Consider the following 24222-nt stretch of genomic DNA (forward strand, 5'->3'; position numbering starts at 1 on the left):
TATCCTGTCACCGTGAGGCGGGAACGACTCTGTATCCGGCATAGCGCACGGATGTTGAGGAGATTTATGGACGTCGGCAGAAGACAGTTCGTCAAACTTTGTACGGCCGGTGTAGCCACGGCCACCGTTGCATCACTCGGGTTTTCCCCCGGACTTGCTCAAGCAGATCCCTCCCGCCAATACAAACTGCTACGCGCCAAAGAAACCCGTAACAACTGCACCTATTGCTCGGTGGGTTGCGGGATATTGATGTACAGCCTGGGCGACGGTGCCAAGAACGCCAAAGCACGTATTTTCCATATTGAAGGCGACCCGGATCACCCGGTCAGCCGTGGCTCGCTGTGCCCCAAAGGCGCAGGCCTGATTGACTTCATCTACAGCGAACAGCGGCTTAAATACCCGGAATATCGCGCCCCCGGCTCCAACGAGTGGCAGCGCATCAGTTGGGACGACGCCATTACCCGCATCACCCGGTTGATGAAAGACGACCGGGACGCCAACTTCATTGAAAAGAACGCTGACGGTGTGACGGTTAACCGCTGGTTGACCACAGGCATGTTGTGCTCGTCGGCGGCCAGTAATGAAACCGGGTTTCTCGATCAGCGTTTCACCCGTGCGCTGGGCATGCTCGGTATCGATTGCCAGGCGCGGCTGTGTCACGCACCGACTGTATCGGCCCTGGCGCCGACGTTGGGCCGTGGCGCGATGACCAACAACTGGGTCGATATCAAAAACGCCAACGTGGTGCTGATCATGGGCGGCAACCCCGCCGAAGCGCACCCGGTGGGGTTCAAGTGGGTGGTCGAAGCCAAGATCCGTAATGGCGCCAAAGTCATCGTGGTCGATCCGCGCTTTAACCGCAGCGCTGCGGTGGCTGATCTCTATTCACCGATCCGCGCCGGGTCTGACATTGCCTTCCTGATGGGCATGATCAACTACCTGATCACCCATGACCGAATCCACCACGAGTACGTGCGGGCCTACACCAACGCGCCGCTGATCGTGCGGGACAGTTACACCTTCGAGGAAGGTCTGTTCAGCGGTTTTGATCCGGCCAAAAAGCAATACGACCGCAGCCAATGGATGTATGAAGTCGATGAAAACGGCTTCGCTCGCCGTGACGAAACGTACAGCCACCCGCGTTGTGTGTGGAATCTGCTTAAAGCGCACGTCAGCCGTTACACGCCAGAGGTCGTAACCGATATTTGCGGCACCCCTAAAGAAGACTTTCTGGAAATTTGCCGCATCATCGGTGAAACCAGTGTCCCGAACCGCACCACCACCTTCCTCTATGCGTTGGGCTGGACTCACCACTCCAGTGGCGTGCAGATGATTCGCGGCGCCGGGATGATCCAATTGCTGCTGGGTAACATCGGCATGGCGGGCGGCGGGGTCAACGCCTTGCGCGGCCACTCCAACATTCAGGGCTACACCGACATCGGCCTGCTGTCATTGCGGTTGCCGGGCTACATGAACCTGCCCAGTGACCAACAAACCGATCTGGCCACCTACCTCAAGCAAACCACGCCCAAAGCCCTGTTGCCCGAGCAGGTCAACTACTACCAGAACACACCCAAGTTTTTCACCAGCATGATGAAAACCTTCTGGGGCGATAAGGCCACGGCGGCCAACGACTGGGGGTTTGACTGGCTGCCCAAGTGGGACAAAAGTTACGACGTATTGCGCTATCTGGAGATGATGTACGACGGACAGGTCAACGGGTACATCGCCCAAGGCTTTAACCCGATCGCGGCCTTCCCGGACAAAAACAAGGCCAGCGCTGCGCTGTCCAGACTCAAATACTTGGTGATCATTGACCCGCTGGTCACTGAAACGTCCAGTTTCTGGAAGAACTACGGCGACGAGAACGACGTCGACACCGCCAGCATCCAGACCGAAGTCTTCCGCTTGCCGTCCTCCTGTTTTGCGGAAGAAAACGGCTCCATCGTCAACTCGGGCCGATGGCTGCAATGGCACTGGGCAGGCGCGGCACCGCCCAATGAAGCGTGGCATGACGGCAAGATTCTGGGGCATCTGTTCGTCAAGCTGCGTCAGATGTATGAGCAGGAAGGCGGCGCCAACCCTGCGCCGCTGTTGAACATGGCATGGAATTACCGTGACCCGCTGGACCCTACGCCCGAAGAAGTGGCGCAAGAGGCCAACGGTTTTGCGCTGGAAGATCTCAAAGACGCGCAAGGCAATGTCACCGTGCGCAAAGGCGAATTGCTCAGCGACTTCTCGCAACTGCGCGACGACGGCACCACCGCCAGTTTCAACTGGATTTTTGCCGGGTCCTGGACCCCGCAAGGCAACCAGATGGCACGCCGCGACAACGCCGACCCCTCTGGCCTGGGCAGCACGCTGGGCTGGGCCTGGGCGTGGCCACAAAACCGCCGCATTCTGTACAACCGCGCGTCGGCCGACCCGCAAGGCAAGGCCTGGGACCCTGAGCGCAAAATCATCGAATGGAACGGCCAGCGCTGGACCGGTATCGATGTCCCGGACTTCCCGGCCACTTTGCCACCCAGCAGCAAGGCCAGCCCCTTCATCATGCTGCCCGAGGGGGTAGGCCGTTTGTACGCTATTGACACACTGGTAGACGGGCCATTCCCGGAACATTACGAGCCGACAGAATCCCCGACCGGACGCAACCCGTTGCACCCGAGCACGGTGTACAACCCCACCGTCCGTATTTTTCCTTACGACCAGACACGACTGGGGACGGCCGAGCAATTCCCTTACGTTGCCACCACGTACTCGATCACAGAACTGTTCCGCCACTGGACCAAGCACTCGCGTATCAACGCCGTGTTGCAGCCGGAACAGTTCATCGAGATCGGTGAAAACCTGGCGAAGAAAAAAGGCATTGTCCAGGGTGACTGGGTCAAGGTCAGCACCAAGCGCGGCTACATCAAAGCCAAAGCCGTGGTGACCAAACGTATCCGCACCCTGCAGGTGGGCGGGCAGGAGGTCGACACCATCGGCATCCCGTGCCATTGGGGGTACGAAGGGGAGACCCGCAAGGGCTACCTGGCCAACACCCTGACCCCGGCCGTGGGCGATGCGAATGCGCAGACGCCTGAGTACAAGGCTTTCCTTGTCAACGTGGAAAAGGCGTAAGGGAGAAAGCTCATGTCCATGCAATCCCAAGACATTATCAAGCGCTCTGCCACCAACAGCCTGACGCCAGCCCCGCAGGTGCGTGACAGTGAAGTGCAAGTGGCCAAGCTGATCGACGTCACCATCTGCATCGGCTGCAAGGCCTGCCAGGTGGCGTGCGGTGAGTGGAACGACCTGCGCGACGAGGTGGGCCATAACGTGGGGGTTTATGACAACCCGGCGGACTTGTCGGCCGAAACCTGGACCCTGATGCGTTTCGACGAAGTGGAAGACGAAAGCGGCAAACTCGAATGGCTGATCCGCAAGGACGGCTGCATGCACTGTGCGGACCCCGGCTGCCTCAAGGCGTGTCCTGCGCCGGGGGCGATCGTGCAATACGCCAACGGCATCGTCGATTTTCGCTCCGATCACTGTATCGGTTGTGGCTATTGCATCGCAGGCTGCCCGTTCGATGTGCCGCGTATCAGCAAGAAAGACAACAAGGCCTACAAGTGCACGTTATGCATTGACCGCGTGAGCGTCGGGCAGGAGCCAGCCTGCGTTAAGACGTGCCCGACCGGGGCCATCAACTTCGGCAGCAAAGCCGACATGAAACACCTGGGCAATGAACGGGTGGCCGAACTCAACACCCGCGGCTTCGCGCATGCCGGGGTCTATGACCCGCAAGGCGTGGGCGGCACCCACGTGATGTACGTCTTGCAACATGCCGACAAGCCGCAGCTGTACCACAACCTGCCGGCCGATCCACGGATCAGCAATGTGGTCGAAGGCTGGAAAGGCTGGCTCAAACCTGTCGCCGCCGTGGCGTTTTTTGCCACCCTGGCGGGCACGCTGTTCCACTACGTTGGCGTAGGACCGTTGACCACCGATGAGTCGGACGACGAGCTGGACGCTGACAAAAGAGCGCCCGCGTCCACGGAACAGGAGAAGCACCCATGACCCCGAAAAACATGATCCTGCGTACCCCGTTTGCCGAGCGCCTGTGCCATTGGCTAATGGTCATTTGTTTCATGCTGGTGGCGCTGTCGGGGTTGTCGTGGTTTTTCCCGTCGATGAGCTGGCTGAGTCATGTGTTGGGCACCCCGCAACTGGCGCGCATCCTGCACCCGTTCCTGGGGGTGGTGGTGTTTTTGGCGCTCATGTTCCTGTTCGTAAGGCTGGTGAAGTACAACCTGCCAGAACCGCAAGACCGCCTGTGGTTCGCCAACGTCAAGGATGTGCTCAAGGGACGTCACATCAAGTCGTTGCAGGTGGGCAAATACAACGCGGGGCAAAAGCTGTTGTTCTGGGGAATCATGAGCCTGATCACGCTGCTGCTGATCAGCGGCGTGTTGATCTGGCGTCCTTACTTTGCGCCGTTCTTCCCGATTCCGGTGATCCGCGTCGGGGCGCTCCTGCATTCGTTGACCGGCATTTGCCTGATTCTGCTGATTATTGGCCACGCCTACATGGGGTTCTGGGTCAAAGGCTCGATTGGCGGCATGGTCACCGGTTACGTCTCGCGCAAGTGGGCTAAAACCCACCACGACCGCTGGTTTAAACAGATTGATTCCAAGAAGGACCACCCATGAGCAGCATCAAGCTGACGCCGATAGAAACCCCCACCGGTGGAATCGGCCGGATTACGCCCTTGTTGCTGCCCACGCTCAAACAGCACTATCAGCGACGCGCCGCGCGTTTGCAGGCGCTGGCCATTGACCATCCAATGGCCGATTACCTGACATTTGTGGCGCGCCTGGTTCAGGCTCAGCAACAGGTGTTAGAACAGCACCCGTTGCCCAAGTCGCTGGTCGAGGCAGCCACGGCGCGCATGGGGCAACTGTTGGCACCGCTGGATTACGTCAGCCTGCCGCGCGACCACTACTGGCAACAGGCATTGCGGGCATTGCTCGATCAGTTGCCCCAGGCCACTGATGCTGTGCAAGAGGTGATTGCGGGCTTACGCGATACCTCGGTCGAGCAACTGGAACGACAGGCCAGCGCACTGCTAAGTGGCCATCACAGCGAAGTTGGCAGTGGCCGGGCCCTGTTTATCTGGGCGGCACTGTCCTTGTATTGGACGCAGTTGGCCGCGCAATTGCCCGCCAGCGGCCATGCAGACTATGGTGAACATCGTCAGTTTTGCCCGGTCTGTAACAGCGAGCCCTCGACCAGCGTGGTGTTAGGCGGCGCGCACAATGGGTTGCGGTATTTGCATTGCCGATTGTGCGAAAGCCGCTGGCACATGGTCAGGGCTAAGTGCAGCAATTGCGAACAGACCGGCCAGCTCGACTATTGGTCGCTGGACAGTAAAGAAGCCAGCATCAAGGCTGAAAGCTGCCTGGACTGTCACAGCTACCTCAAGGTGCTGTATCTGGACCGGGACTCTACCCTCGAAACCTTCGCTGACGACCTGGCCTCACTGATGCTCGATGCCAAAATTGAAGAGCAAGGGTTTGCCCGCAGCGGGTTGAACCCATTTTTGTTCCCCGGTTAACCGATGACACTGGAGGCATTGATGCCGTGTGTACGCTTGCAACGCATCCTGATCACCAACGACGACGGGATTGACGCTCCCGGCCTTGCGGCACTGGAAGCCGTGGCCCATCAATTGGCTGACGAGGTCTGGGTGGTCGCCCCCGATCACGACCAGAGCGGTATATCGACAGCCATCAGCATTCACCATCCATTGCGGATCACGCCACGCGGGGAGCGACGGTTTTCGGTCTCCGGCACACCCGCAGATTGTGTCGCTGTGGCTTTGCGCCAGTTGATGGCGACTGCGCCACAGCTCTTGCTTTCAGGTATCAACAAAGGCGCCAACCTGGGGGTTGAAACGCTCTATTCCGGCACGGTGGGTGCGGCCATGACCGGCCTGCTGATGGGCGTGCCCTCCATTGCCTTGAGCCAGTATTTCACCCGTCGCGATGGCGTGCGCTGGGACACTGCCCGCACCCTGGCGCCCGCTGTCATACGTCAGTTGCTGGGCAAAGGCTGGGAACAGTCCGCGTGCTTGAACATCAACTTCCCGGATGTCCCGGCAGATGAGGCGGGCCCGGTGTGCATCACCCGGCAGGGGGCAGGGCGGATGGAAGGCATCGCCGTCCACGAGCGCACGGATTTTCGTGAGGCCACTTACTATTGGCTCAACATCACGCGGCATGCCCAAGCTGAAGCGGCTGACACCGAAACTCAAGTGGTCACCCAAGGCGGTATATCGGTGACACCGTTGGCGTTTGACCGTACAGCGCTGGCATTGCGTGATCAGTTACAGCGTGCCGTGGACGCTTAAGCCCAATTCGCCGGGTCATTCACCGTGGCCTGGTGTGCTTGCAGCATGCCGGGGATTTCCTGCTTGAGAAATTCGACCCAGGTTTTGACTTTGGCATCCAGAAAACGGCGAGAAGGGTAAAGCGCGTAGATGCTTTTCTCGTGCAGCCGGTAATGCGGCAACAGACGCACCAGGCCTTTGCGTTTGTAGGAGTCCACGGCGACGTAATCGGGCAACAGGCAGACGCCGAGTCCCGCTTCAGCCGCCTGAGCCATGGCTTCTGCGACATTCACCTGAAACACCTCCCCGGGCCGCACCGACTGCTCGCCCTGTTCGTCGCGAAATACCCAGCTATCGGTAAACATCGGATCGACCAAGTGCAGGCAACGGTGCTCTGCAAGGTCGGCCGGTTTTTGCGGAATGCCATATTGAGCGAGGTAGGAGGGCGCTGCGCTGATCACGCTGGAGATGGTGCCCAAAGCCTGGCCCACCAGCTCTGAATCCGGCAGGTGTGAAGACAGGGTGATGACCACGTCATGCCCTTCTTCGAGCAAGTCGGGCTGACGTTGCGAAAGGGTTAAATCCACATTGACCTGCGGGTATAGCTGCGCATAGCGCGCCACCAGCGGAGCCAGCAATTGAATGCCTATGCCGGTGGTTGATTGCACACGCAAATGACCACGGGGCGTTAAATGAGCGCCTCCGGCTTCAGCATTGGCGTCTTCAACTTCGCTCAAAATCAGGCGGCACCGTTCCAGGTAGCGGGCGCCGACTTCAGTCAGCGCCAGACGCCGCGTACTGCGTTGCAGCAGTCGGGCTTGCAGTGAGGCTTCAAGTTCAGACAGCAGGCGAGAGGTCTGCGCGGTGGAGTAGCCCAATGCCTGAGCGGCAGCCGTGAAGCTGCCGGTTTCGACCACCCGCACGAAAACACGCATCGCCTGAAAAATGTCCATCCTGATGATTACCCCACACGTCAGCGTGTTTTTTTGTGGCGCAGATGATTACACAGGCGGGGAAAATATGCCGCTTTGACATCACGCGGGCGTTTTTACTGACGCTCCGCACCTGCCGTTGCCTGATAGGTGCCTGGATATACAGGCGAGTCAGTGACTAAAGGATTGATCCAAACAGACAGCGTTTTGGATCCATTGTTTATACAAGCCAGAAGGCGCGTCTTTTACCGTTGATCAAAAGGCTGTCGTAGGAAGTTTCCGTGTTTCAAGTAATAAATCTTCTTTCTGAATGAGAACTGATCTTTGCTTGTAAGAAAAAGGCGAGATATCACTATGGCATCACTTGCTTTTGTCGCGGTATGTGCTTGATTCTAAATGCAGGGATCTTTTTCTAAGATGGTCTGTCAGACATAGCCTAAGAAAGACCTAGCCAATAGGTGCTTAAACAGTCAAGCGGTGAACTTGCCAAGAAGTTCTACTCACAAGGTGCATTTTTTTGAAAACTATTCAGCATCCGCTAGCAGAAACTTCGACTGACGAAATCGATCTGTTTGCGCTGATTCAATCGCTTTGGCAACAAAAGAAACTGATTGCAGGCACCACGCTGGTGGTGGGTGCCATGGCCTTGACCTATGCCATGCTTGCCCCGCGGGTGTACCAGGCCAGTACAGTGCTCAGGCCGGCGGCGATCAATGAATTGGATGCCCTGAACCGCTCGGAGGTCTACAAATTGCCCCCTACCGAGGCCTTGCTCAAGGTAGGCGCTGCGCTAGATTCCTACGAAACCCGCTTCACATTTTTTCAATCGAATCAGGACTTGTTCAAGCCATTGCAAAAAAAAGGCGTGTCGCTGGAACAGAGTTTTGAAATCTTTAACCGCGATGCCATTAACCTCATACAACCGGATCCAAAAAAACAGGATTCCCTCAGTCCTTTCATCAAACTGGAGATGACCTATCCAGAGGATGTTGATGGGGTAAAAATTCTCAACGGTTTTGTTGACTACGCGATCAATAATCAGCGCGCCCAAATTGGCGCTGATCTCAAAGTCATCATTAATAACCGACTCAGAGAGCTGGAAGAAAAGATTGATGCCGCGCGCTCCGGTTACAAGTCGGACAAAGAAGGCAAGATTGCGACACTGGTCGAATCCGATACGCTTGAGCGGGCAAAACTCAAAGACGAACTTCAGGCCTTGCGCCTGCAACTAAAGACTGAACGCGAATCGCGGATCGCTCAGCTCTCGGAGGCGATCTCTATTGCGCGCTCCTTGGGCATTACCCGTCCCACCACGCCTTCGGCCATGTCTGATGCGGCCAAGGGGTCGTCGCAAGTGATGCGTACTGAAATCACCTCGCAAAGTATTCCGCTGTATTTCATGGGGACGCAGGCCCTTGAAGCCGAGCGTGCCGCCTTGCTCAAACGCACCTCGGACGACTTCACCGACAAGCGCATCTCAACCATTGGCAAAAAGTTGCAGTTACTGGAAGTCAACCGTCAGGTCGAGCAACTCGGCAAGCGTTCGAATGAAGATTTGTTCCTGAAAAACATCGAACCGCTGCGGGCTGAAGTCGTGCGTCTGGGCAATTTGAATACCGACATGAGCAAGCTGGGAATCGTCAGTATTGACCGCAAGGCGCAGACGCCGATCAGCCCGATCAAGCCTAAAAAATCGCTGATTGTCGGCCTTGGACTGATTTTCGGGTGTTTACTCGGGATCGGCATTGCCACGGGGCGTTTCTTGATCGCGCGGCGCCGGGAAGCCTTGTAAGGACGTCAGACCAGAACCGCGACGGACTTGATTTGCGCCCAGATGACGTGGCCTGGCACGAGTTGTAGTTGATCTCGCGAGTACCGCGTGATCCGTGCCAGCAGTGCGGTCCCTCCCGCATCCAGGCGTATGAGCATATGCGCCTGGTTATCGGCCGGCATTTCACTGACAACCGTGGCCTGCAAGCAGTTAAGAATGCTGCTGTGTGCGCCCGGATCACGGTTCAGGCTGATATCACGGGCCTGCACCTTGATTCGCAGTGACTGCCCGACTGCCAGAGGCCCGTGAGCGACCTTCAGACTCTGGTTGCTGCCCGGCAGTTGCAGGGTCAGCAATTGGTACTGCGCATCGTAATGCGTGACGACCCCTTCAATCAGCACCCCCGCATCATCCCCTTGAGCCAACGGCAGATCGAGCCTTGCCAGTGTGTCGGCAATCGGTCCGCTGGCCAGAACCTTGCCCTCATTGAGCAACACGAGATGATCAGCCAGCCGGGCGACTTCCTCTTGTGAGTGGCTGACATACAGCACCGGAATGTTCAGCTGCGCATGCAGGCGCTCGAGGTAGGGCAGGATTTCGCGCTTGCGCTGGCTGTCCAGCGCGGCCAGCGGTTCATCCATCAACAAGAGTTTGGGGCTGGTGAGCAAGGCACGCGCAATCCCCACGCGCTGACGTTCTCCCCCCGACAAATGAGCGGGCATGCGTTCTAGCAGGTGGCTGATGCCCAGCAGGTGCGTGGCCTGTACCAACTCCACACGCCGCTCGCTGCGCGGAATGCGCCGCAACCCGAACTCAAGGTTAGCGCGCACCGAAAGGTGAGGGAACAGGCTGGCCTCCTGGAAGATATAGCCCAGCGAACGCTGATGAACCGGCACAAACACCTTGCGCACGCTGTCTTGCCAGACTTGACCGTTGACCTCGACATACGCCTCGTGAGCGCGCTCAAGGCCCGCGATACAGCGCAAGCAGGTGGTTTTACCCGAGCCCGAATGACCAAACAGCGAAGTGACGCCTTGACCCGGCAGTTGCAGGTCAACGTCCAGGGAGAAGTCGCTGTAACTCAGCTTGAGTCGCACATTAAGCTGCGCGCGCATGTTCAGCTCCATTGGGTCGGGCTTCTGCGACTGGAGTACAACGCCAGCAGCACGAGGAAGGAAAACACCAACATGGCTCCGGCCAGCCAATGCGCCTGGGCATATTCCAGGGCTTCGACGTGATCGTAGATTTGCACAGACACCACCCGGGTTTTTTCGGGGATGTTGCCACCGATCATCAGCACCACGCCAAACTCGCCTACTGTGTGAGCAAACCCGAGGATCGCCGCGGTCACAAACCCCGGCCGGGCCAGCGGCAGCATCACGCAGAAAAAGGTGTCCAGGGGGTTGGCGCGCAGTGTGGCAGCCACTTCAAGCGGTCGTTTCCCGATCGCAGTGAAGGCATTCTGCAAAGGCTGCACAACAAAGGGCATGGAGTAGATCACGGAGCCGATCACCAGACCGGTAAAGCTGAAGGTCAAGGTGCCAAGCCCCAGGGACTGGGTGAACTGCCCCAAAAAACCATGGGGCCCCATGGCCAGTAGCAAGTAAAAACCGATCACCGTGGGCGGCAATACCAGTGGCAAAGCCACCACTGCGCCCACGGGGCCACGCCACTTCGACGGTGTATGCGCCAGCCACAGGGCGATTGGAGTCCCCACCACCAACAAAATGGCGGTGGTCAGTGACGCCAGTTTCAGGGTCAGCCAAATGGCGGCGAAATCGGCACTCGAAAGCGGCATTTAGCGTTGGTAGCCATAGGATTTGATGATGGCCGCGGCTTTGGGACCTTTCAGGTAGTCGACCAAGGCGTGTGCAGCGCGATTGTGTTCACCGGTTTTAAGGATCACGGCATCTTGTTTGATGGGGGCGTGCATCGCGTCCGGCACGATCCAGGCTGAACCGCTGGTGACGTTGCCGTCTTTGTAGATCTGCGACAGGGCGACAAAACCCAGTTCGGCATTGCCCGTCGAAACAAATTGGTAGGCCTGGGTAATGTTCTGCCCTTCGACAATTTTGTCTTTGACCTTGTCCGTCAGGCCCAGCCCGGCCAGCACTTGCGTAGCGGCCAGCCCGTAAGGTGCAGCCTTGGGGTTAGCGATGGCCAGATGCCGGTACTGGTTGGCAAGCAAAGCCTTGTCGGTGCCGTCAAGGAACGCTTTATCGGCTGACCACAGCGCCAGCGTGCCAACGGCATAGGTAAACCGGGAGCCCGGCACGATGTCGCCTTCGGTTTCGAGCTTCTCGGGCGTCGTGTCGTCGGCCGCCAGAAACACTTCAAACGGCGCGCCATTTTTGATTTGGGTATAGAACTGGCCTGTCGCCCCGTAGGCTGCGATCACGGTATGGCCCGTGTCCTTTTCAAAATCTTCGGCAATGGCCTGAATAGGGGCGGTGAAGTTGGCGGCAACGGCGACTTGAACTTCGTCAGCCTGCACGCCCATCGTCAGGCCGCCTCCCAGAAAGGCAACGATTGCCAAAGGGGCAAAACGCACTGCATGCGCAGTCATCGGGAAACTCCATTTATTGGCGAGGGTCATCCGAACCTGTCGAGGAGGATCGGGCAACGTGAAGATAATCGCTATAACAAAAAGTTTATAGCGCTTTATTTTCAAATGGCCATCATGGCTCCCCGCAGGGACCGTTTCAGCCTGCTTTGCGCAGGGTGATATTGATGCGCTGTTCGCCCAGCAATGAATGGGTTCCGGGTTTGATAGGCAAAATGCCGTGATAACGCAACCGATCGACGCCGCCCCAGACCACGACATCACCATGAAACAGCGACAGGCGTTGCACAGGGTCGCTGCGTTCAAACCCGCCAAACTGGAACATAGCCGGCAAGCCGAGGGAGATCGACACAATCGGCGCGGTGTAGGCGCGTTCGTTTTTGTCCTGATGCAGTGACATCTTGGCGCCAGGCGCATACGCATTGATCAAGCAAGCATCGGGCACAAAATGCTCGAAGCCTGCTGTCGCCGCAGCGGAGTGTGCGAGTTCAAGCAACGCCTGGGGAATCGCTGGCCAAGGCATGCCGCTTAATGGGTCGACGGGGCTGTAACGGTAGCCTTGAGCACTAGAGGTCCATCCCAGCGCGCCGCAACTGCTCAAGCGCGCTGACATGGTGAAACCGCCAGGGGTTTGCATATGACGAAACGGCGATTCATGCAATACGCGCTCAAGTGCTGTTAACAACGCTTCGACCCAGGGCAGGGCAAAACCGCGCAAGACATACGCCTGCGTACTGAATTGCTCAATGCGGGTGGGCTGTTGCAGGTCGTCTTCGTCGAACAGGTCCAGAGACATGGCGGATCAGAGCGCCTTGCTCACTTTGATGTCGGTAATGGTTTCTTCTTTGCCGTGAATTTTTTCAAGCGCTGCGCGGGCTTCTTCCTCTGACCCGGACGTGAGCTGTGCGAATTCAAAACGGCGCTCGCCGTCGAGTTTGTACTTGATGACGTATTTAGTGGTTGGCACGGGAATTCCTGTCGCTAAGAGACGGTGTCAGGTTTAACGGAGCTTGGAGCTGGAGCGGCGAACGATCTTGATCGAATGCTTCAAGGTCGGCTTGCGCGTCACGCTGATGGCCCGGCTGCTGACCGTATCGATGGTGATGTTCCAGAAGCCGGTGCTTGGTGCGGTGATTCTGGCCGGAAATTTGTCGAATGCCCCGCCGTGGTACGAGTGTCGGCCACCATTTTTGAAGCTGCGAAAGTGCGCATCGCTCATCAGGCGAATGTTGCAGGGATGGGAGCACTCGATGACGACGATGTCATCTTCGTTGAGGTGCTCACGCTGGTGAATGAATTTCATGGGGGCTCCGAAGGGCGCTTTTGCTAAAAAAACAGGACGATAGCATGTGCTTTAGTCCAAGTTGGAGGCTAAACCAGCTTATTATGCTGCCGCGCAGACGAATCTGACGCTTGGCAAATTTAAATTGCTACTTTTTGAGTATTAATTCCCTGCCCGCAGGGAGAAATTTTAAAGATCGATGGTCGTAGGATCTTTAACGGAGGATTTGTATGAAGTGGGGCGTATTGGTGGCAATGCTGGCTTTGGGAGGCTGTGCATCGGTCACGGACATTGAGCAGACATTGCCCACGATGAGTGTGATTTCTGGCAAGAAGCCGGAGGCTTACGCTCAGTGCCTGGTGCAACAGTTATCACGCACACGCAAAGCCCCGCAAATTGAGCCGCACAAGGATGGTTTGCGGGTAATCGTTCCGCAAAAGCTGACCTCGGGGCCCACGGCGGTGATTGATATCGAAGAGCGTTCGGCGGGTAGCAGCATCAAGGTGTACGAAAGCATGTCTAACGTGCCGATTCGTCCAGGAGACATTCGCGCGGCAGCGACGCACTGCATTTCCGGACAATAACCGACCGTTCGTTCTTCCTGCGGCCTACACAAAAAACCTGACAGTTGCTTCTTGCAGCAGTCAGGTTTTTTTCTTACAGGCGCTTTTCAGTGAGGACTACGCGTTGCAGGCAAATGGCCATTAGCTTACTATTTTTGTGCTTATAGGTTTTTCGCCTATGCATATAACAAAAATGGAGCGGCCTACGATGCCTCTTAAGCGAACACTGGGCAGTGGTTTGGTGCTGCTTGCCATGAGCAGCGTTCAGGCCGGGGAACCTCGCAATGTCTTCCTGCAAGGTGGCAGTCAGCCCGGCGCCACAGCCTGCATGGCGTGCCATGGCAGGGATGGCCTGGGCGTAGCCCCGGCAGGTTTCCCACGACTGGCCGGGCTTTCGGCCCAGTACCTGAGCAAACAACTCAGCGACTTCAAAGAGGGCAAGCGGGTGAGTCCGGTCATGCAGCCCTTGGCCAGCGCCTTGACGCCGGACGAGATCACGTCAGTGACCACAGCATTGGCCGCGATGCCTGCGCCACCCGCCCCGTCCATCAATCGCAGCCACGCGGCCAAAGGTGTGGGGCAGACGCTGGCCCTGCGCGGCGCCTGGGAGCGCAACATTCCTGAGTGTGTGAGCTGCCATGGCCCTGGCGGCGCAGGGGTGGGCAGCGCGTTTCCGCCACTGGCCAATCAACCCGCCCTATACCTTGCCGGGCAGCTAAATGCATGGCGTTCGGGCCTGCGCCGCAATGACCCGAGTGACCTCATGGGGCACATCGCCAAGGCCATGACGGAAGAAGAAGTGACGGCGGTCGCCGAATATTTCGCCACTGTGGCGCCTCAGGAGGCTGCGCAATGACACGTCTGTTAACCGGTTATGCGCTTTGTGTGCTGGTTGCACCGATGGTGCGTGCAGCCCCCATTGCCATGGAAGATCAGTCGCAACTGAAAATCCCGCCTGCGGCTCAGCACGCGAAAGCCTATTTTCGTCCTCCGCAGCAAAGCGAACTTCCCGACAATGCCTATGGAAAGATGGTGATGGACGGGTACGCACTGTTTGTGGACACCAAACGTCAAGCGCCACAGTTTGTCGGCAATGGCCTCAATTGCACCAATTGCCACCTGGATCAGGGCAGGCTGGCCAACTCCGCTCCCCTGTGGGGCGCCTACACGATGTATCCCGCCTATCGCCAGAAGAATGACAAGGTCAATACCTTTGCCGAACGCCTGCAGGGCTGTTTTCAGTTCAGCATGAATGGCGGCACGCCACCGGCCGCCGACAGTCGAGAAATCACCGCGCTGTCGGTGTATGCCTATTGGTTGTCGACAACCGCGCCGGTTGGGGTCGAGTTGCCAGGGCGCGGCTATCCGCAAGTGCCGCAGCCCGCAGGTGGCTACGATCTTGAGCGCGGAGCGGCTGTGTATGAGGCGCAGTGTGCGTTATGCCATGGCAATCAGGGGCAAGGTCAGAAAGTCGGGACCGATTACGTGATGCCACCTTTGTGGGGTAAAGACTCCTACAACTGGGGGGCAGGCATGCACCGCATCAACACAGCGGCGTCGTTCATCAAACACAATATGCCGCTGGGTAAACCCGGCAGCTTGAGCGACGAGCAAGCATGGGATGTGGCGGCTTTCATCAATACGCACGAGCGACCACAAGACCCACGTCTGGTGGAGGGTTCGATTGAGAAAACCCGCGTGAAATATCACGCCAATGACGGGGTCAATGCGTACGGGCAAACCATTAATGGCATTTTGATCGGGCAGGGGATCCAGTAAACTTCGCGCCTTGAACCTCGCTGCCGTTAAAGGCGTGTACAGCCACGGCAGTTTTTCAGGAGAACGCGATGAAACGAGCGCTCGTGCAGCAGCGTCATGCCGACGGCAGCATTACCGCCACCCATGCCATCCCTAACCCGGCAGCGACCGAGGAGTGGATTGTATTTTTCAAGAAGAGTGCAGGGCGCAGCTTCTTTTTAGTGGATGACAACGACGAAGTTGAATCCTTTGAGCGTCTGGATGCGCTGGTAGAAACCTTGCGTTCCCTGGGTATCAAATTCGTCGAAGTCCACCTGTGAGCAGTGTGCTATTTGCACATCACCACGATGGTACGGCTGGTGAAATTTCCTACATCAACACCCATGGTTTTTTCACTTTCCTTCACGGCTGAGGAGCCATCGGTGCCGACAATGGTGTAGCCGGTGCCCGCGCAAGAGGCGTCTGCCTTTTCATAGCATTTGCCCCAGGACATGGCCTCGCCCGAGCAGTCGATGCTCAGCCCCTGTTGTCCGTCGGGCAAATAGGTGTTGGACGCCGTGGCGCAGCCTCCAAGGGACAGCAGTACACATATCAGGATCTTTTTCATTGAGTGCCAATTATCGCGAAGGAGAGGATCAGGAATTGTTCTTGCGCTTGCGCACGGGTGCCGATGGCTGATCCTGGAGCACGTTGGCCACTTCAGTCGCAGCGGCCTCACTTCCAAAAGGGCCTGCAATCGGCTCATCGGTGCTATCCAGAACCCACCAGGCATCGCTCTGGAGTTGTTTGATCAGATACCCGTTAACTTTTTTTACATCCGACATGACACGCTGAACTCACTGACTGGAAAAGAGGGCCATGTTACCGCCATTCCGGGCATTTGCGCTGTCAAGGATGCGTAAGTGCCACTCGCCACAAAGAGACCCTGGTGCGGTTTCAGAGGTTCCATGAAAGGCATCCGCACATGAAAAAAAAGTTAAAAAGGAACTAAGTGGCACATATTTTCTCTATGTTGGTATCAGTATGCTATCGGGGGCATTGTAAGCTTGCTGCCGCCTGATTAGACTGCGCCAAATCCGTACGCACAGCCCTTTTAAGGACTCATATGATCAAGAAATGCTTGTTCCCAGCAGCCGGCTACGGCACTCGCTTTTTGCCAGCGACCAAAGCCATGCCTAAAGAAATGCTGCCGGTGGTGAACAAGCCACTGATCCAGTACGGCGTTGAAGAAGCACTCGACGCAGGACTGAACGAAATCTCCATCGTGACGGGTCGTGGCAAGCGCGCCCTTGAAGACCATTTCGACATCAGCTATGAGCTGGAAAACCAGATCAAGGGCACTGATAAAGAGAAATACCTGGTAGGTATCCGTCGCCTGCTGAGCGAATGCTCGTTCTCTTACACCCGTCAGACCGAAATGAAAGGGCTGGGTCACGCTATCCTGACCGGCCGCCCACTGATCGGCGACGAACCTTTTGCCGTGGTCCTGGCGGACGACCTGTGCGTCAACCTGGAAGGTGACGGCGTCTTGACCCAGATGGTCAAACTGTATAACCAGTACCGCTGCACCATCATTGCCATCCAGGAAGTTGACCCGCAGGAAACCAACAAGTACGGCGTCATCGCCGGTGACCTGATTGGTGATGACCTGTACCGCGTACGCAACATGGTTGAGAAACCAGCCCCTGAAGATGCACCTTCGAACTTGGCGATTATCGGTCGTTACATCCTGACCCCGGACATCTTTGATCTGATCAAGCAAACCGAGCCAGGCAAAGGTGGCGAAATCCAGATTACCGATGCGCTGATGAAGCAGGCGCAAAACGGCTGCGTGATTGCGTACAAATTCAAAGGCAAGCGTTTCGATTGCGGCGGTGCGGAAGGCTACATTGAAGCGACCAATTTCTGCTTCGAAAACTTCTACAAAACCGGCAAGGCTTACTAAGAAACACGAGCGTGCTGACTGCTTCAAGGGAGAGCCACCTACGGGTGGCTTTCTTGTTTTCCGATTTCAGTCACCCTCGGCGCTGGTCAATCGCGCCGCAGGGATTATGCTGATGGACTGCTCAGGAGATAGTGATGTCCTACGAATTTGATTTGTTTGTGATTGGGGCCGGGTCCGGCGGTGTACGCGCTGCCCGTTTTGCAGCCGGGTTTGGTGCCAAGGTGGCCGTGGCGGAAAGCCGCTATTTGGGCGGCACGTGCGTCAATGTGGGGTGTGTGCCTAAAAAGCTGCTGGTCTACGGCGCTCACTTTGCCGAAGAGTTCGAGCAGGCGTCAGGCTTTGGCTGGACGCTGGGTCCTTCCAGCTTCGACTGGTCCACGCTGATTGCCAACAAAGACCGTGAAATCAATCGTCTCAATGGTATCTACCGCAACTTGCTGGTTAACAGTGGTGTTACGTTGCTGGAGGGCCACGCCACCTTGACCGGGCCGAACGAGGTGCTGGTCAATGGTCAGCGGCACACGGCTAAACACATCCTCATCGCCACCGGTGGCTGGCCGCAGATCCCCGAGATCCCGGGGCATGAACACGCCATCAGTTCGAACGAAGCGTTCTTTCTCAAGGCGCTGCCAAAGCGCGTGCTGGTTGTGGGCGGAGGCTACATTGCCGTCGAGTTTGCGGGGATTTTCCAAGGGTTGGGCGCCGAGACGTCTCTGCTGTATCGCGGCGAGATGTTCCTGCGCGGTTTTGACGGCTCCGTGCGCAAACATTTGCACGAAGAGCTCCTCAAGCGCGGCATGGACGTGCAGTTCAACGCCGATATCGCGCGAATCGACAAGCAGCCCGATGGCAGCCTGAAAGCCACGCTAAAAGACCGTCGTGTGCTTGAAGCCGATTGCGTGTTCTATGCGACGGGGCGCCGGCCGATGCTTGACAACCTTGGTCTGGAAACCACGGGCGTCAAACTCGACAAGCGCGGCTTCATTAACGTCAATGACCTGTACCAGACCGATGAACCTTCGATTCTGGCCATTGGCGACGTCATTGGCCGTGTGCAATTGACGCCTGTTGCACTCGCAGAAGGCATGGCCGTGGCGCGCCGTTTGTTCAAGCCTGAGCAATACCGCCCGGTGGATTACAACATGATCCCGACGGCCGTATTCAGCCAGCCCGCTATCGGAACCGTCGGTTTGAGTGAGGAGCAAGCCCTCGAGGATGGGCATCAGGTGCAGATCTTCGAAAGCAGTTTCCGCCCGATGAAACTGACGATGACCGATTGTCAGGAACGCACGTTCATGAAGCTGGTGGTTGATGCCGAAACGGACAAAGTGCTGGGTTGCCATATGGTCGGTCCCGAAGCGGGGGAAATTGTGCAGGGCTTGGCCATTGCCATGAAGGCTGGCGCAACCAAACAGCACTTTGACGAAACCATTGGCGTCCATCCCACGGCGGCCGAAGAGTTTGTCACCATGCGCACGCCCACCAAGCGCTAATCGAATGAGTGGAGAGACTGCTGCGGGCGTCGCGCCATGCTCGCCGCAGTCACTCAACACGATGCGCATCCCGCGCGCCGTACATATCAACCACCGCTGTGTGCATGCACTCATGAACGATCCGTCAGCAACTGAGGCATAACTCAATCACTGACGGACAACCCCCATGAAACCCTTACCCAATCGAGTGCGGCGCCAATTGGCTACAGGCCAATGCTGTCTACCCGGATCTAAGCCCGGACTTTCTGAGTGCCGATGATGCCGCGCGGCATGTTCATCAGCAGATCAGGCATGAGGGGAACCGCGTGTTTGGCGGCCTTATCTGTCAGCGGGCGGACGGCCTGTCACGGCCACAGAACCTCTCGCTTCATACAGCGAAACATTCGATCCGTCGCGGGTCTATCCATCAGGGGCCAGTGCATCCATACCCGCCGGGTACCGTGTGGTTGCGGTGTACCACATTCATCGGGGGCAGCCGTAACAGTATGGCCTTCTGCCGAAGAAGAGCAGTTATATCGCAACATGCTCGAACCTCATGAGCGGTGCGCCGCCATTGAGGAACGTCAGTGTGCGCAAACGCACTATTTTTCAGCGCACGATGGTGCGCTGATCAAGTACACGCCGAGTGGGTCAGAGCGTGAAGGCAGGTTGATGGAGAGGATCACGCCCCGGGCGGATCAGCTGCAGCACCCTCGAAAAAATGCCCTACACATGAAATTGCGTGCCAATGCCCTGAAGCCCAGCGAATACATCAGTCAGGTGGCGCGTGCGGGTGCGCTGCAAATGCTGGAGGGCAGTGCGGCCTGGAAGGTTGCCGCGCCAACGACTGACCCTGCCGGGCCCGGGAGTTCTGTGCCCGCGATGCCTGAATAACCGGGCTCAATCAACTCAGCCCTCATAAAAAGAGCGCTGAGCGTCTTCGGCAGCGCTTCGCCGGGTGATTACTCGTCGGTCGGGGCTGGTGTCACAGGCGTTTCGGCGTCTTTGAGTGCCTTTAGCGACTCCAGTGCCGCTTCTGCTTTCATGGCGCGCATCGTCAATGCTGTCACGGCGTGTTGAGTGTCGGCCTGGGCTTTTTTGAGCGCTTCGCCTTCATGGGTCGCCACACGCAGCCGCTCTTGAAGCAGGGTGCGCTCGCCCTCCAGCTGGCTCACCTGATGACTCAATTGCTGGTTGTGTTGTCCCAGCTTTTTCTGCTGTTCGTTGACCTGATGGATTTCCTTGGCCAGTGCACGGTTCTCACTGAGCACGCGTTCGTTATCGCGGTGCAATTGTGTGATTTCATCCTGTCGTACAAGGGCACTTTGCTGTGCCTGACGCAGTTCCATTTGCACCTGTTGCAACTGGCCTTCATGGCGTCGCTGGTCTTGCTCGCGCTGCTCTTTGGTAGCGCTGCGGTAATGCTCAAGCGCATCGCGCGCATGGAGGTGTTTTTCTTCCAGCGAACGGATCTGCTCATCACGGTCTTTGAGGCGCAATTCAAAATCGCTGCACGCTTGATTGAGGGCCGCATTGCGCGTCTGTTCGGTCTGCAGCATGGAGCGCGTGGACTCAAGGTTGGCGCTTTCCTGATGTAAGGCCGTCGCCTGAATTTCGAGATCCTGTTGTAGCCCGGACAGCGTCTGCTGCGCTTCAGACAATTGGGCCTGCAGCTGTGTTTTCAGCTGTTCGTACTGCGCCTGGGCGCGATCAATCGGTTCTTGTGCTTGCTCTTGCAGCCGATGGGCGAGGCGGGTGACCAGTTCTGCCAGCTCATCCCCCAGCGCTTCATGGGATACGCCGCGACGGCTATCACTGTCATCCAGCTCCTTCAAATACCGGTGAATGGTGGTTTTGGAGCCGGTATTACCCATCTCGATTCGTACGGCATCAATGCTCGGGTGTTCACCACGGGCCAGGATTGCCGCGCGTGCAATTTGCACCACTGCTTTGTTTACGCCGCCGCGAGCCATGGGTCTCTCCTACGATTATGTACTGTGGTATGTATCATGTAATTACATACTATATCAGTTCTATTTTTCTGTCATATTTTATGATTTATCAAACGGGATATACTGGTATTATCCCGTGCTAGAGGCCGTTTTGTGATGTTTGGGCCTGTTTCCAGTACGCCAACGCGAGAGATACCCCCCATGAGCGATCTGGATCGCTATCTGAACGCGGCCACCCGCGACAACACGCGACGCAGTTACCGCGCCGCCATCGAACACTTCGAAGTGACCTGGGGCGGTTTCCTGCCAGCCACCAGCGACAGCGTGGCGCGCTACCTGGTCGCGCATGCCGGCCAGCTCTCGATCAACACCTTGAAATTACGCCTGTCGGCCATCGCTCAGTGGCACAACAGCCAGGGCTTTGCCGACCCGACCAAAGCGCCAGTGGTGCGTAAAGTCTTCAAAGGCATACGCGCACTACACCCGGCGCAGGAAAAACAGGCAGTACCCCTGCAATTGCGGCACCTGGAGACAGTGATTGATTGGCTCGAAAGCGAAGCGCAAACCGCACAGGCCAATGCTGACCAGCCCGGCTGGCTGCGGGCGCGTCGCGACACTGCGCTGATACTGCTGGGGTTTTGGCGGGGCTTTCGCAGTGACGAGCTGTGCCGCTTACAAGTTGAGCACGTGCAAGCGGTAGCGGGTTCGGGGATCACCCTGTATCTGCCGCGCAGTAAAGGAGACCGAGACAACCTGGGCAAAACCTTCCAGACTCCGGCATTGCTGCGACTGTGCCCGGTGCGGGCCTACATCGAGTGGCTCAACGCTTCGGCGCTGGTGCGCGGCCCGGTCTTCAGGGGAATTGATCGCTGGGGCAATCTGGGCGAAGCGGGCTTGCACGCCAACAGTGTGATTCCCTTGTTGCGTCAAGCCTTGGAGCGCGCGGGGATTCCCGCCGAGCAGTACACCAGCCATTCATTGCGTCGCGGTTTTGCAACCTGGGCGCATCACAATGGCTGGGACCTTAAGTCCCTGATGAATTACGTCGGCTGGAAGGACGTCAAGTCAGCGATGCGCTATGTTGAAGCGACCCCGTTTACCGGGATGAGCATTGCGGCAGAAAAACGTATCGCGCCTTGATCGGGATCAAGATGCGGGTGAGCGGGCTGGCAGAGAGTGGTATTTGGGTTTCTTCTATTAATAGAGCAACCTGATAGCCAAAACCAATCACCAGCATCAGCTTTCCCAATGAGCCAGATACAAAATGTGTTGTTAGGATTCACCCCATCAACTTTTCAACCCTGACGGAGAGTCAACGATGCCTATCATCAATAGCCAAGTAAAACCGTTCAAAGCCACCGCTTACAAAAACGGCAGCTTCGTAGAAGTGTCGGACGCCGACCTGAAAGGCAAATGGTCCGTTGTGTTCTTCTACCCGGCTGACTTCACCTTCGTTTGCCCAACCGAGCTGGAAGACCTGGCTGACAACTACGAAGAGTTCAAGAAACTCGGCGTGGAAATCTACAGCGTGTCCACTGACACCCATTTCGCTCACGCGGCATGGCACAACACCTCGCCAGCCATTGGCAAAATCCAGTACACCATGATCGGCGACCCGACGCTGACCATCTCTCGCAACTTCGACGTACTGATCGAAGAAGCAGGCCTGGCGGATCGCGGCACGTTCGTGATCAACCCTGAAGGTCAGATCAAGATCGTTGAACTCAACGACGGCGGCGTTGGCCGTGATGCTTCGGAACTGCTGCGCAAAATCAAAGCGGCTCAGTACGTGGCTGCCCACCCGGGTGAAGTGTGCCCGGCCAAATGGAAAGAAGGTGAGTCCACCCTCGCGCCATCGCTCGACCTGGTCGGCAAGATCTAAGCCTGTGAGCCAGCCAAGGGCGGTGATCCGCACCTGAGTTGTCAGCAGCATCGCCCTCAAAACGCCCGGGCGAGATTCGCTCGGGCGTTTTTTTTACACAGTCTTAAACCGTTAAGGAGATCGCCCGTATGTTGGACGCCAATTTAAAAGCTCAGTTGAAGTCATACCTGGAGCGGGTCACCCAGCCGATCGAGATCGTTGCTTCCCTCGACGACGGTGCGAAATCCCGTGAAATGCATGACTTGTTGAAAGAAATCGCCAGCCTTTCCAGCCAGATCACCTTGCTGGACAACGGCACCGATGCGCGTAAGCCATCGTTCTCGTTGAATCGCCCGGGCGGTGATATCAGCCTGCGTTTTGCAGGCATCCCCATGGGCCACGAATTTACATCGCTGGTGCTGGCATTGCTGCAAGTAGGCGGCCACCCATCGAAAGCCAGTCCCGAAGTGATCGAACAAATCCGTTCATTGAAAGGTGAGTTCAACTTCGAGACGTACTTCTCGCTGTCCTGCCAGAACTGCCCGGACGTGGTTCAGGCGCTGAACCTGATGGCCGTGCTCAACCCTAATATTCGCCACGTGGCGATTGACGGCGCGCTGTTTCAGGACGAGGTCAATGATCGTCAGGTCATGGCGGTTCCCAGCGTCTACCTCAACGGTGTCAACTTTGGTCAGGGCCGCATGGGCCTGGAAGAGATTCTCGGCAAGCTGGACACCGGCGCCATTGAACGTCAGGCCGAGAAAATCAGCGCCAAAGACGCCTTTGATGTGCTGGTGATCGGTGGCGGCCCGGCCGGCGCGGCAGCGGCCATTTATGCCGCCCGTAAGGGCATTCGTACCGGCGTGGCAGCAGAGCGTTTCGGCGGGCAGGTGCTCGACACCATGGCCATCGAAAACTTTATCTCGGTGCAAGAAACCGAAGGGCCGAAACTGGCCACGGCGCTTGAAGAGCACGTCAAGCAATACGACGTGGACATCATGAACCTGCAACGCGCCGATCAATTGATTCCCGGCAAAGCTGGCGAGCTGCACGAAGTGAAATTCGCCAGCGGGGCGTCTTTGAAGGCCAAGACACTGATACTGGCGACCGGTGCGCGCTGGCGTGAAATGAACGTGCCCGGCGAGCAGGAATACCGCAGCCGTGGCGTCGCCTACTGCCCGCACTGCGACGGGCCGCTGTTCAAGGGCAAGCGCGTGGCCGTCATTGGTGGCGGTAACTCAGGGGTTGAAGCCGCCATCGACCTGGCCGGTATCGTTGCCCACGTCACGTTGCTTGAGTTCGACACCAAGCTGCGTGCTGATGCCGTCTTGCAACGCAAGCTAAACAGCTTGCCGAACGTCACAGTGATAACTAACGCGCAAACCACAGAAGTGACCGGCGACGGGCAGAAAGTGAATGGCCTGCGTTACAAAGATCGTCAATCCGGCGAGATCCACAACGTCGAGCTCGAAGGCATTTTTGTACAGATTGGTTTGCTGCCCAACACGGATTGGCTCAAAGGCACTGTCGAATTGACACCGCGGGGCGAAATCGTGGTGGATGCTCGCGGCGAGACGTCAATTCCAGGTATTTTTGCAGCCGGTGACGTGACCACTGTGCCGTACAAGCAGATCGTGATCGCGGTAGGAGAGGGCGCCAAGGCGTCGCTGAGTGCCTTCGATCATTTGATCCGCACGTCTGCCCCTGATTAAGGGCCGGACAGAAAAAAACCCATGAGCGATCATGGGTTTTT

At 57.3% G+C, this 24222-nt stretch carries 26 protein-coding genes; 16 read left to right on the plus strand and 10 right to left on the minus strand.

Features of this window, described 5'->3' with window-relative positions; genetic code table 11:
• The first annotated feature begins 66 nt into the window (after positions 1-66).
• The 5 genes from fdnG to surE are packed head-to-tail and all read left to right on the plus strand — an operon-like array spanning position 67 to position 6391.
• On the plus strand, positions 67-3120 hold the full coding sequence (fdnG, locus tag IF654_RS11505) for a formate dehydrogenase-N subunit alpha (protein ID WP_083331185.1): 3054 nt from the start codon (positions 67-69) through the stop codon (positions 3118-3120).
• A gap of 18 nt (positions 3121-3138) precedes the next feature.
• Positions 3139-4059, plus strand: coding sequence for a formate dehydrogenase subunit beta (gene fdxH, locus IF654_RS11510; RefSeq protein ID WP_269468889.1), 921 nt, complete (start codon positions 3139-3141; stop codon positions 4057-4059).
• Positions 4056-4691: a formate dehydrogenase subunit gamma gene (locus tag IF654_RS11515; protein ID WP_094987946.1), complete on the plus strand. Its 636-nt coding sequence runs from the start codon at positions 4056-4058 to the stop codon at positions 4689-4691. The genes fdxH and IF654_RS11515 overlap by 4 nt, the downstream gene beginning before the upstream one ends.
• A complete protein-coding gene (fdhE, locus tag IF654_RS11520) occupies positions 4688-5596 on the plus strand; it encodes a formate dehydrogenase accessory protein FdhE (RefSeq protein ID WP_048377651.1) in 909 nt (302 codons plus the stop codon). The genes IF654_RS11515 and fdhE overlap by 4 nt, the downstream gene beginning before the upstream one ends.
• Positions 5597-5617: 21 nt before the next feature.
• Positions 5618-6391: a 5'/3'-nucleotidase SurE gene (surE, locus tag IF654_RS11525; protein WP_047274682.1), complete on the plus strand. Its 774-nt coding sequence runs from the start codon at positions 5618-5620 to the stop codon at positions 6389-6391.
• On the opposite strand, the gene IF654_RS11530 is transcribed toward surE, so the two are convergent.
• Positions 6388-7323 carry a LysR family transcriptional regulator gene (locus IF654_RS11530; protein ID WP_094987945.1) on the minus strand — a complete coding sequence of 312 codons (936 nt, stop codon included), beginning with the start codon at positions 7321-7323 and terminating at the stop codon, positions 6388-6390. The two genes, surE and IF654_RS11530, sit on opposite strands and share 4 nt — an antisense overlap.
• 496 nt (positions 7324-7819) lie before the next feature.
• On the opposite strand from IF654_RS11530, the gene IF654_RS11535 reads away from it, so the two are divergent.
• Positions 7820-9094, plus strand: coding sequence for a Wzz/FepE/Etk N-terminal domain-containing protein (locus IF654_RS11535; RefSeq protein WP_047280649.1), 1275 nt, complete (start codon positions 7820-7822; stop codon positions 9092-9094).
• Positions 9095-9099: 5 nt separating this feature from the next.
• On the opposite strand, the gene modC is transcribed toward IF654_RS11535, so the two are convergent.
• The 6 genes from modC to IF654_RS11565 form a co-directional block, all read right to left on the minus strand.
• On the minus strand, positions 9100-10188 hold the full coding sequence (gene modC, locus IF654_RS11540) for a molybdenum ABC transporter ATP-binding protein (RefSeq protein WP_094987944.1): 1089 nt from the start codon (positions 10186-10188) through the stop codon (positions 9100-9102).
• 2 nt (positions 10189-10190) lie between these two features.
• Positions 10191-10871, minus strand: coding sequence for a molybdate ABC transporter permease subunit (gene modB, locus IF654_RS11545; RefSeq protein WP_047274678.1), 681 nt, complete (start codon positions 10869-10871; stop codon positions 10191-10193).
• A complete protein-coding gene (gene modA, locus IF654_RS11550; protein WP_194862454.1) occupies positions 10872-11639 on the minus strand; it encodes a molybdate ABC transporter substrate-binding protein in 768 nt (255 codons plus the stop codon).
• 136 nt (positions 11640-11775) lie between these two features.
• A complete protein-coding gene (gene alkB, locus IF654_RS11555; RefSeq protein WP_194862453.1) occupies positions 11776-12432 on the minus strand; it encodes a DNA oxidative demethylase AlkB in 657 nt (218 codons plus the stop codon).
• Between the two features lie 6 nt (positions 12433-12438).
• Positions 12439-12603, minus strand: a complete 165-nt coding sequence (locus IF654_RS11560; protein ID WP_095009316.1) for a hypothetical protein — start codon at positions 12601-12603, stop codon at positions 12439-12441.
• Between the two features lie 33 nt (positions 12604-12636).
• The gene (locus IF654_RS11565) at positions 12637-12939 is read right to left on the minus strand and encodes a DUF1883 domain-containing protein (protein ID WP_047274675.1); all 303 of its coding nucleotides are present in this window, start codon (positions 12937-12939) and stop codon (positions 12637-12639) included.
• A gap of 209 nt (positions 12940-13148) precedes the next feature.
• Between IF654_RS11565 and IF654_RS11570 the strand changes: the two genes are divergently transcribed.
• The 4 genes from IF654_RS11570 (at position 13149) to IF654_RS11585 (ending at position 15559) form a co-directional block, all read left to right on the plus strand.
• On the plus strand, positions 13149-13502 hold the full coding sequence (locus IF654_RS11570; RefSeq protein WP_047274674.1) for a hypothetical protein: 354 nt from the start codon (positions 13149-13151) through the stop codon (positions 13500-13502).
• 187 nt (positions 13503-13689) lie between these two features.
• Positions 13690-14337 carry a c-type cytochrome gene (locus tag IF654_RS11575; protein WP_230683695.1) on the plus strand — a complete coding sequence of 216 codons (648 nt, stop codon included), beginning with the start codon at positions 13690-13692 and terminating at the stop codon, positions 14335-14337.
• Complete coding sequence (locus tag IF654_RS11580) at positions 14334-15260, plus strand: c-type cytochrome (RefSeq protein ID WP_047282418.1); 927 nt, start codon at positions 14334-14336, stop codon at positions 15258-15260. Before IF654_RS11575 ends, IF654_RS11580 begins: the two co-directional genes overlap by 4 nt.
• Positions 15261-15328: 68 nt before the next feature.
• The gene (locus tag IF654_RS11585; protein WP_047274671.1) at positions 15329-15559 is read left to right on the plus strand and encodes a hypothetical protein; all 231 of its coding nucleotides are present in this window, start codon (positions 15329-15331) and stop codon (positions 15557-15559) included.
• Positions 15560-15567: 8 nt separating this feature from the next.
• Here IF654_RS11585 and IF654_RS11590 read toward each other — a convergent pair whose 3' ends face one another.
• Together IF654_RS11590 and IF654_RS11595 are read right to left on the minus strand one after the other, a co-directional pair.
• On the minus strand, positions 15568-15846 hold the full coding sequence (locus IF654_RS11590; protein ID WP_047274670.1) for a hypothetical protein: 279 nt from the start codon (positions 15844-15846) through the stop codon (positions 15568-15570).
• A 28-nt stretch (positions 15847-15874) separates the two neighbouring features.
• Positions 15875-16063 carry a hypothetical protein gene (locus tag IF654_RS11595; protein ID WP_194862452.1) on the minus strand — a complete coding sequence of 63 codons (189 nt, stop codon included), beginning with the start codon at positions 16061-16063 and terminating at the stop codon, positions 15875-15877.
• 281 nt (positions 16064-16344) lie between these two features.
• Here IF654_RS11595 and galU point away from each other — a divergent pair, with 281 nt between their 5' ends.
• From galU to IF654_RS11610, 3 genes are all read left to right on the plus strand, one after another.
• Positions 16345-17184, plus strand: coding sequence for a UTP--glucose-1-phosphate uridylyltransferase GalU (galU, locus tag IF654_RS11600; protein ID WP_047274668.1), 840 nt, complete (start codon positions 16345-16347; stop codon positions 17182-17184).
• A gap of 134 nt (positions 17185-17318) precedes the next feature.
• Positions 17319-18677, plus strand: coding sequence for a glutathione-disulfide reductase (gene gorA, locus IF654_RS11605; protein ID WP_194862451.1), 1359 nt, complete (start codon positions 17319-17321; stop codon positions 18675-18677).
• Between the two features lie 711 nt (positions 18678-19388).
• Positions 19389-19550, plus strand: a complete 162-nt coding sequence (locus IF654_RS11610; protein ID WP_159434377.1) for a hypothetical protein — start codon at positions 19389-19391, stop codon at positions 19548-19550.
• A 68-nt stretch (positions 19551-19618) separates the two neighbouring features.
• Here the strand turns inward: IF654_RS11610 and IF654_RS11615 are convergent, their stop codons facing one another.
• Positions 19619-20629 (minus strand): DNA-binding protein, encoded by a 1011-nt coding sequence (locus tag IF654_RS11615; protein ID WP_094987939.1) that lies wholly within the window; start codon positions 20627-20629, stop codon positions 19619-19621.
• 180 nt (positions 20630-20809) lie between these two features.
• On the opposite strand from IF654_RS11615, the gene IF654_RS11620 reads away from it, so the two are divergent.
• The 3 genes from IF654_RS11620 to ahpF all read left to right on the plus strand — a co-directional run bounded on the left by IF654_RS11620 (position 20810) and on the right by ahpF (position 24181).
• On the plus strand, positions 20810-21748 hold the full coding sequence (locus IF654_RS11620; protein ID WP_194862450.1) for a site-specific integrase: 939 nt from the start codon (positions 20810-20812) through the stop codon (positions 21746-21748).
• 178 nt (positions 21749-21926) lie between these two features.
• Positions 21927-22490, plus strand: a complete 564-nt coding sequence (ahpC, locus tag IF654_RS11625) for an alkyl hydroperoxide reductase subunit C (RefSeq protein ID WP_016780891.1) — start codon at positions 21927-21929, stop codon at positions 22488-22490.
• Between the two features lie 128 nt (positions 22491-22618).
• The gene (gene ahpF / locus IF654_RS11630) at positions 22619-24181 is read left to right on the plus strand and encodes an alkyl hydroperoxide reductase subunit F (RefSeq protein WP_047282413.1); all 1563 of its coding nucleotides are present in this window, start codon (positions 22619-22621) and stop codon (positions 24179-24181) included.
• The last annotated feature ends 41 nt before the right edge of the window (positions 24182-24222 follow it).

The organism is Pseudomonas lundensis, from assembly GCF_015377145.2.
GTDB lineage: Bacteria > Pseudomonadota > Gammaproteobacteria > Pseudomonadales > Pseudomonadaceae > Aquipseudomonas > Aquipseudomonas lundensis.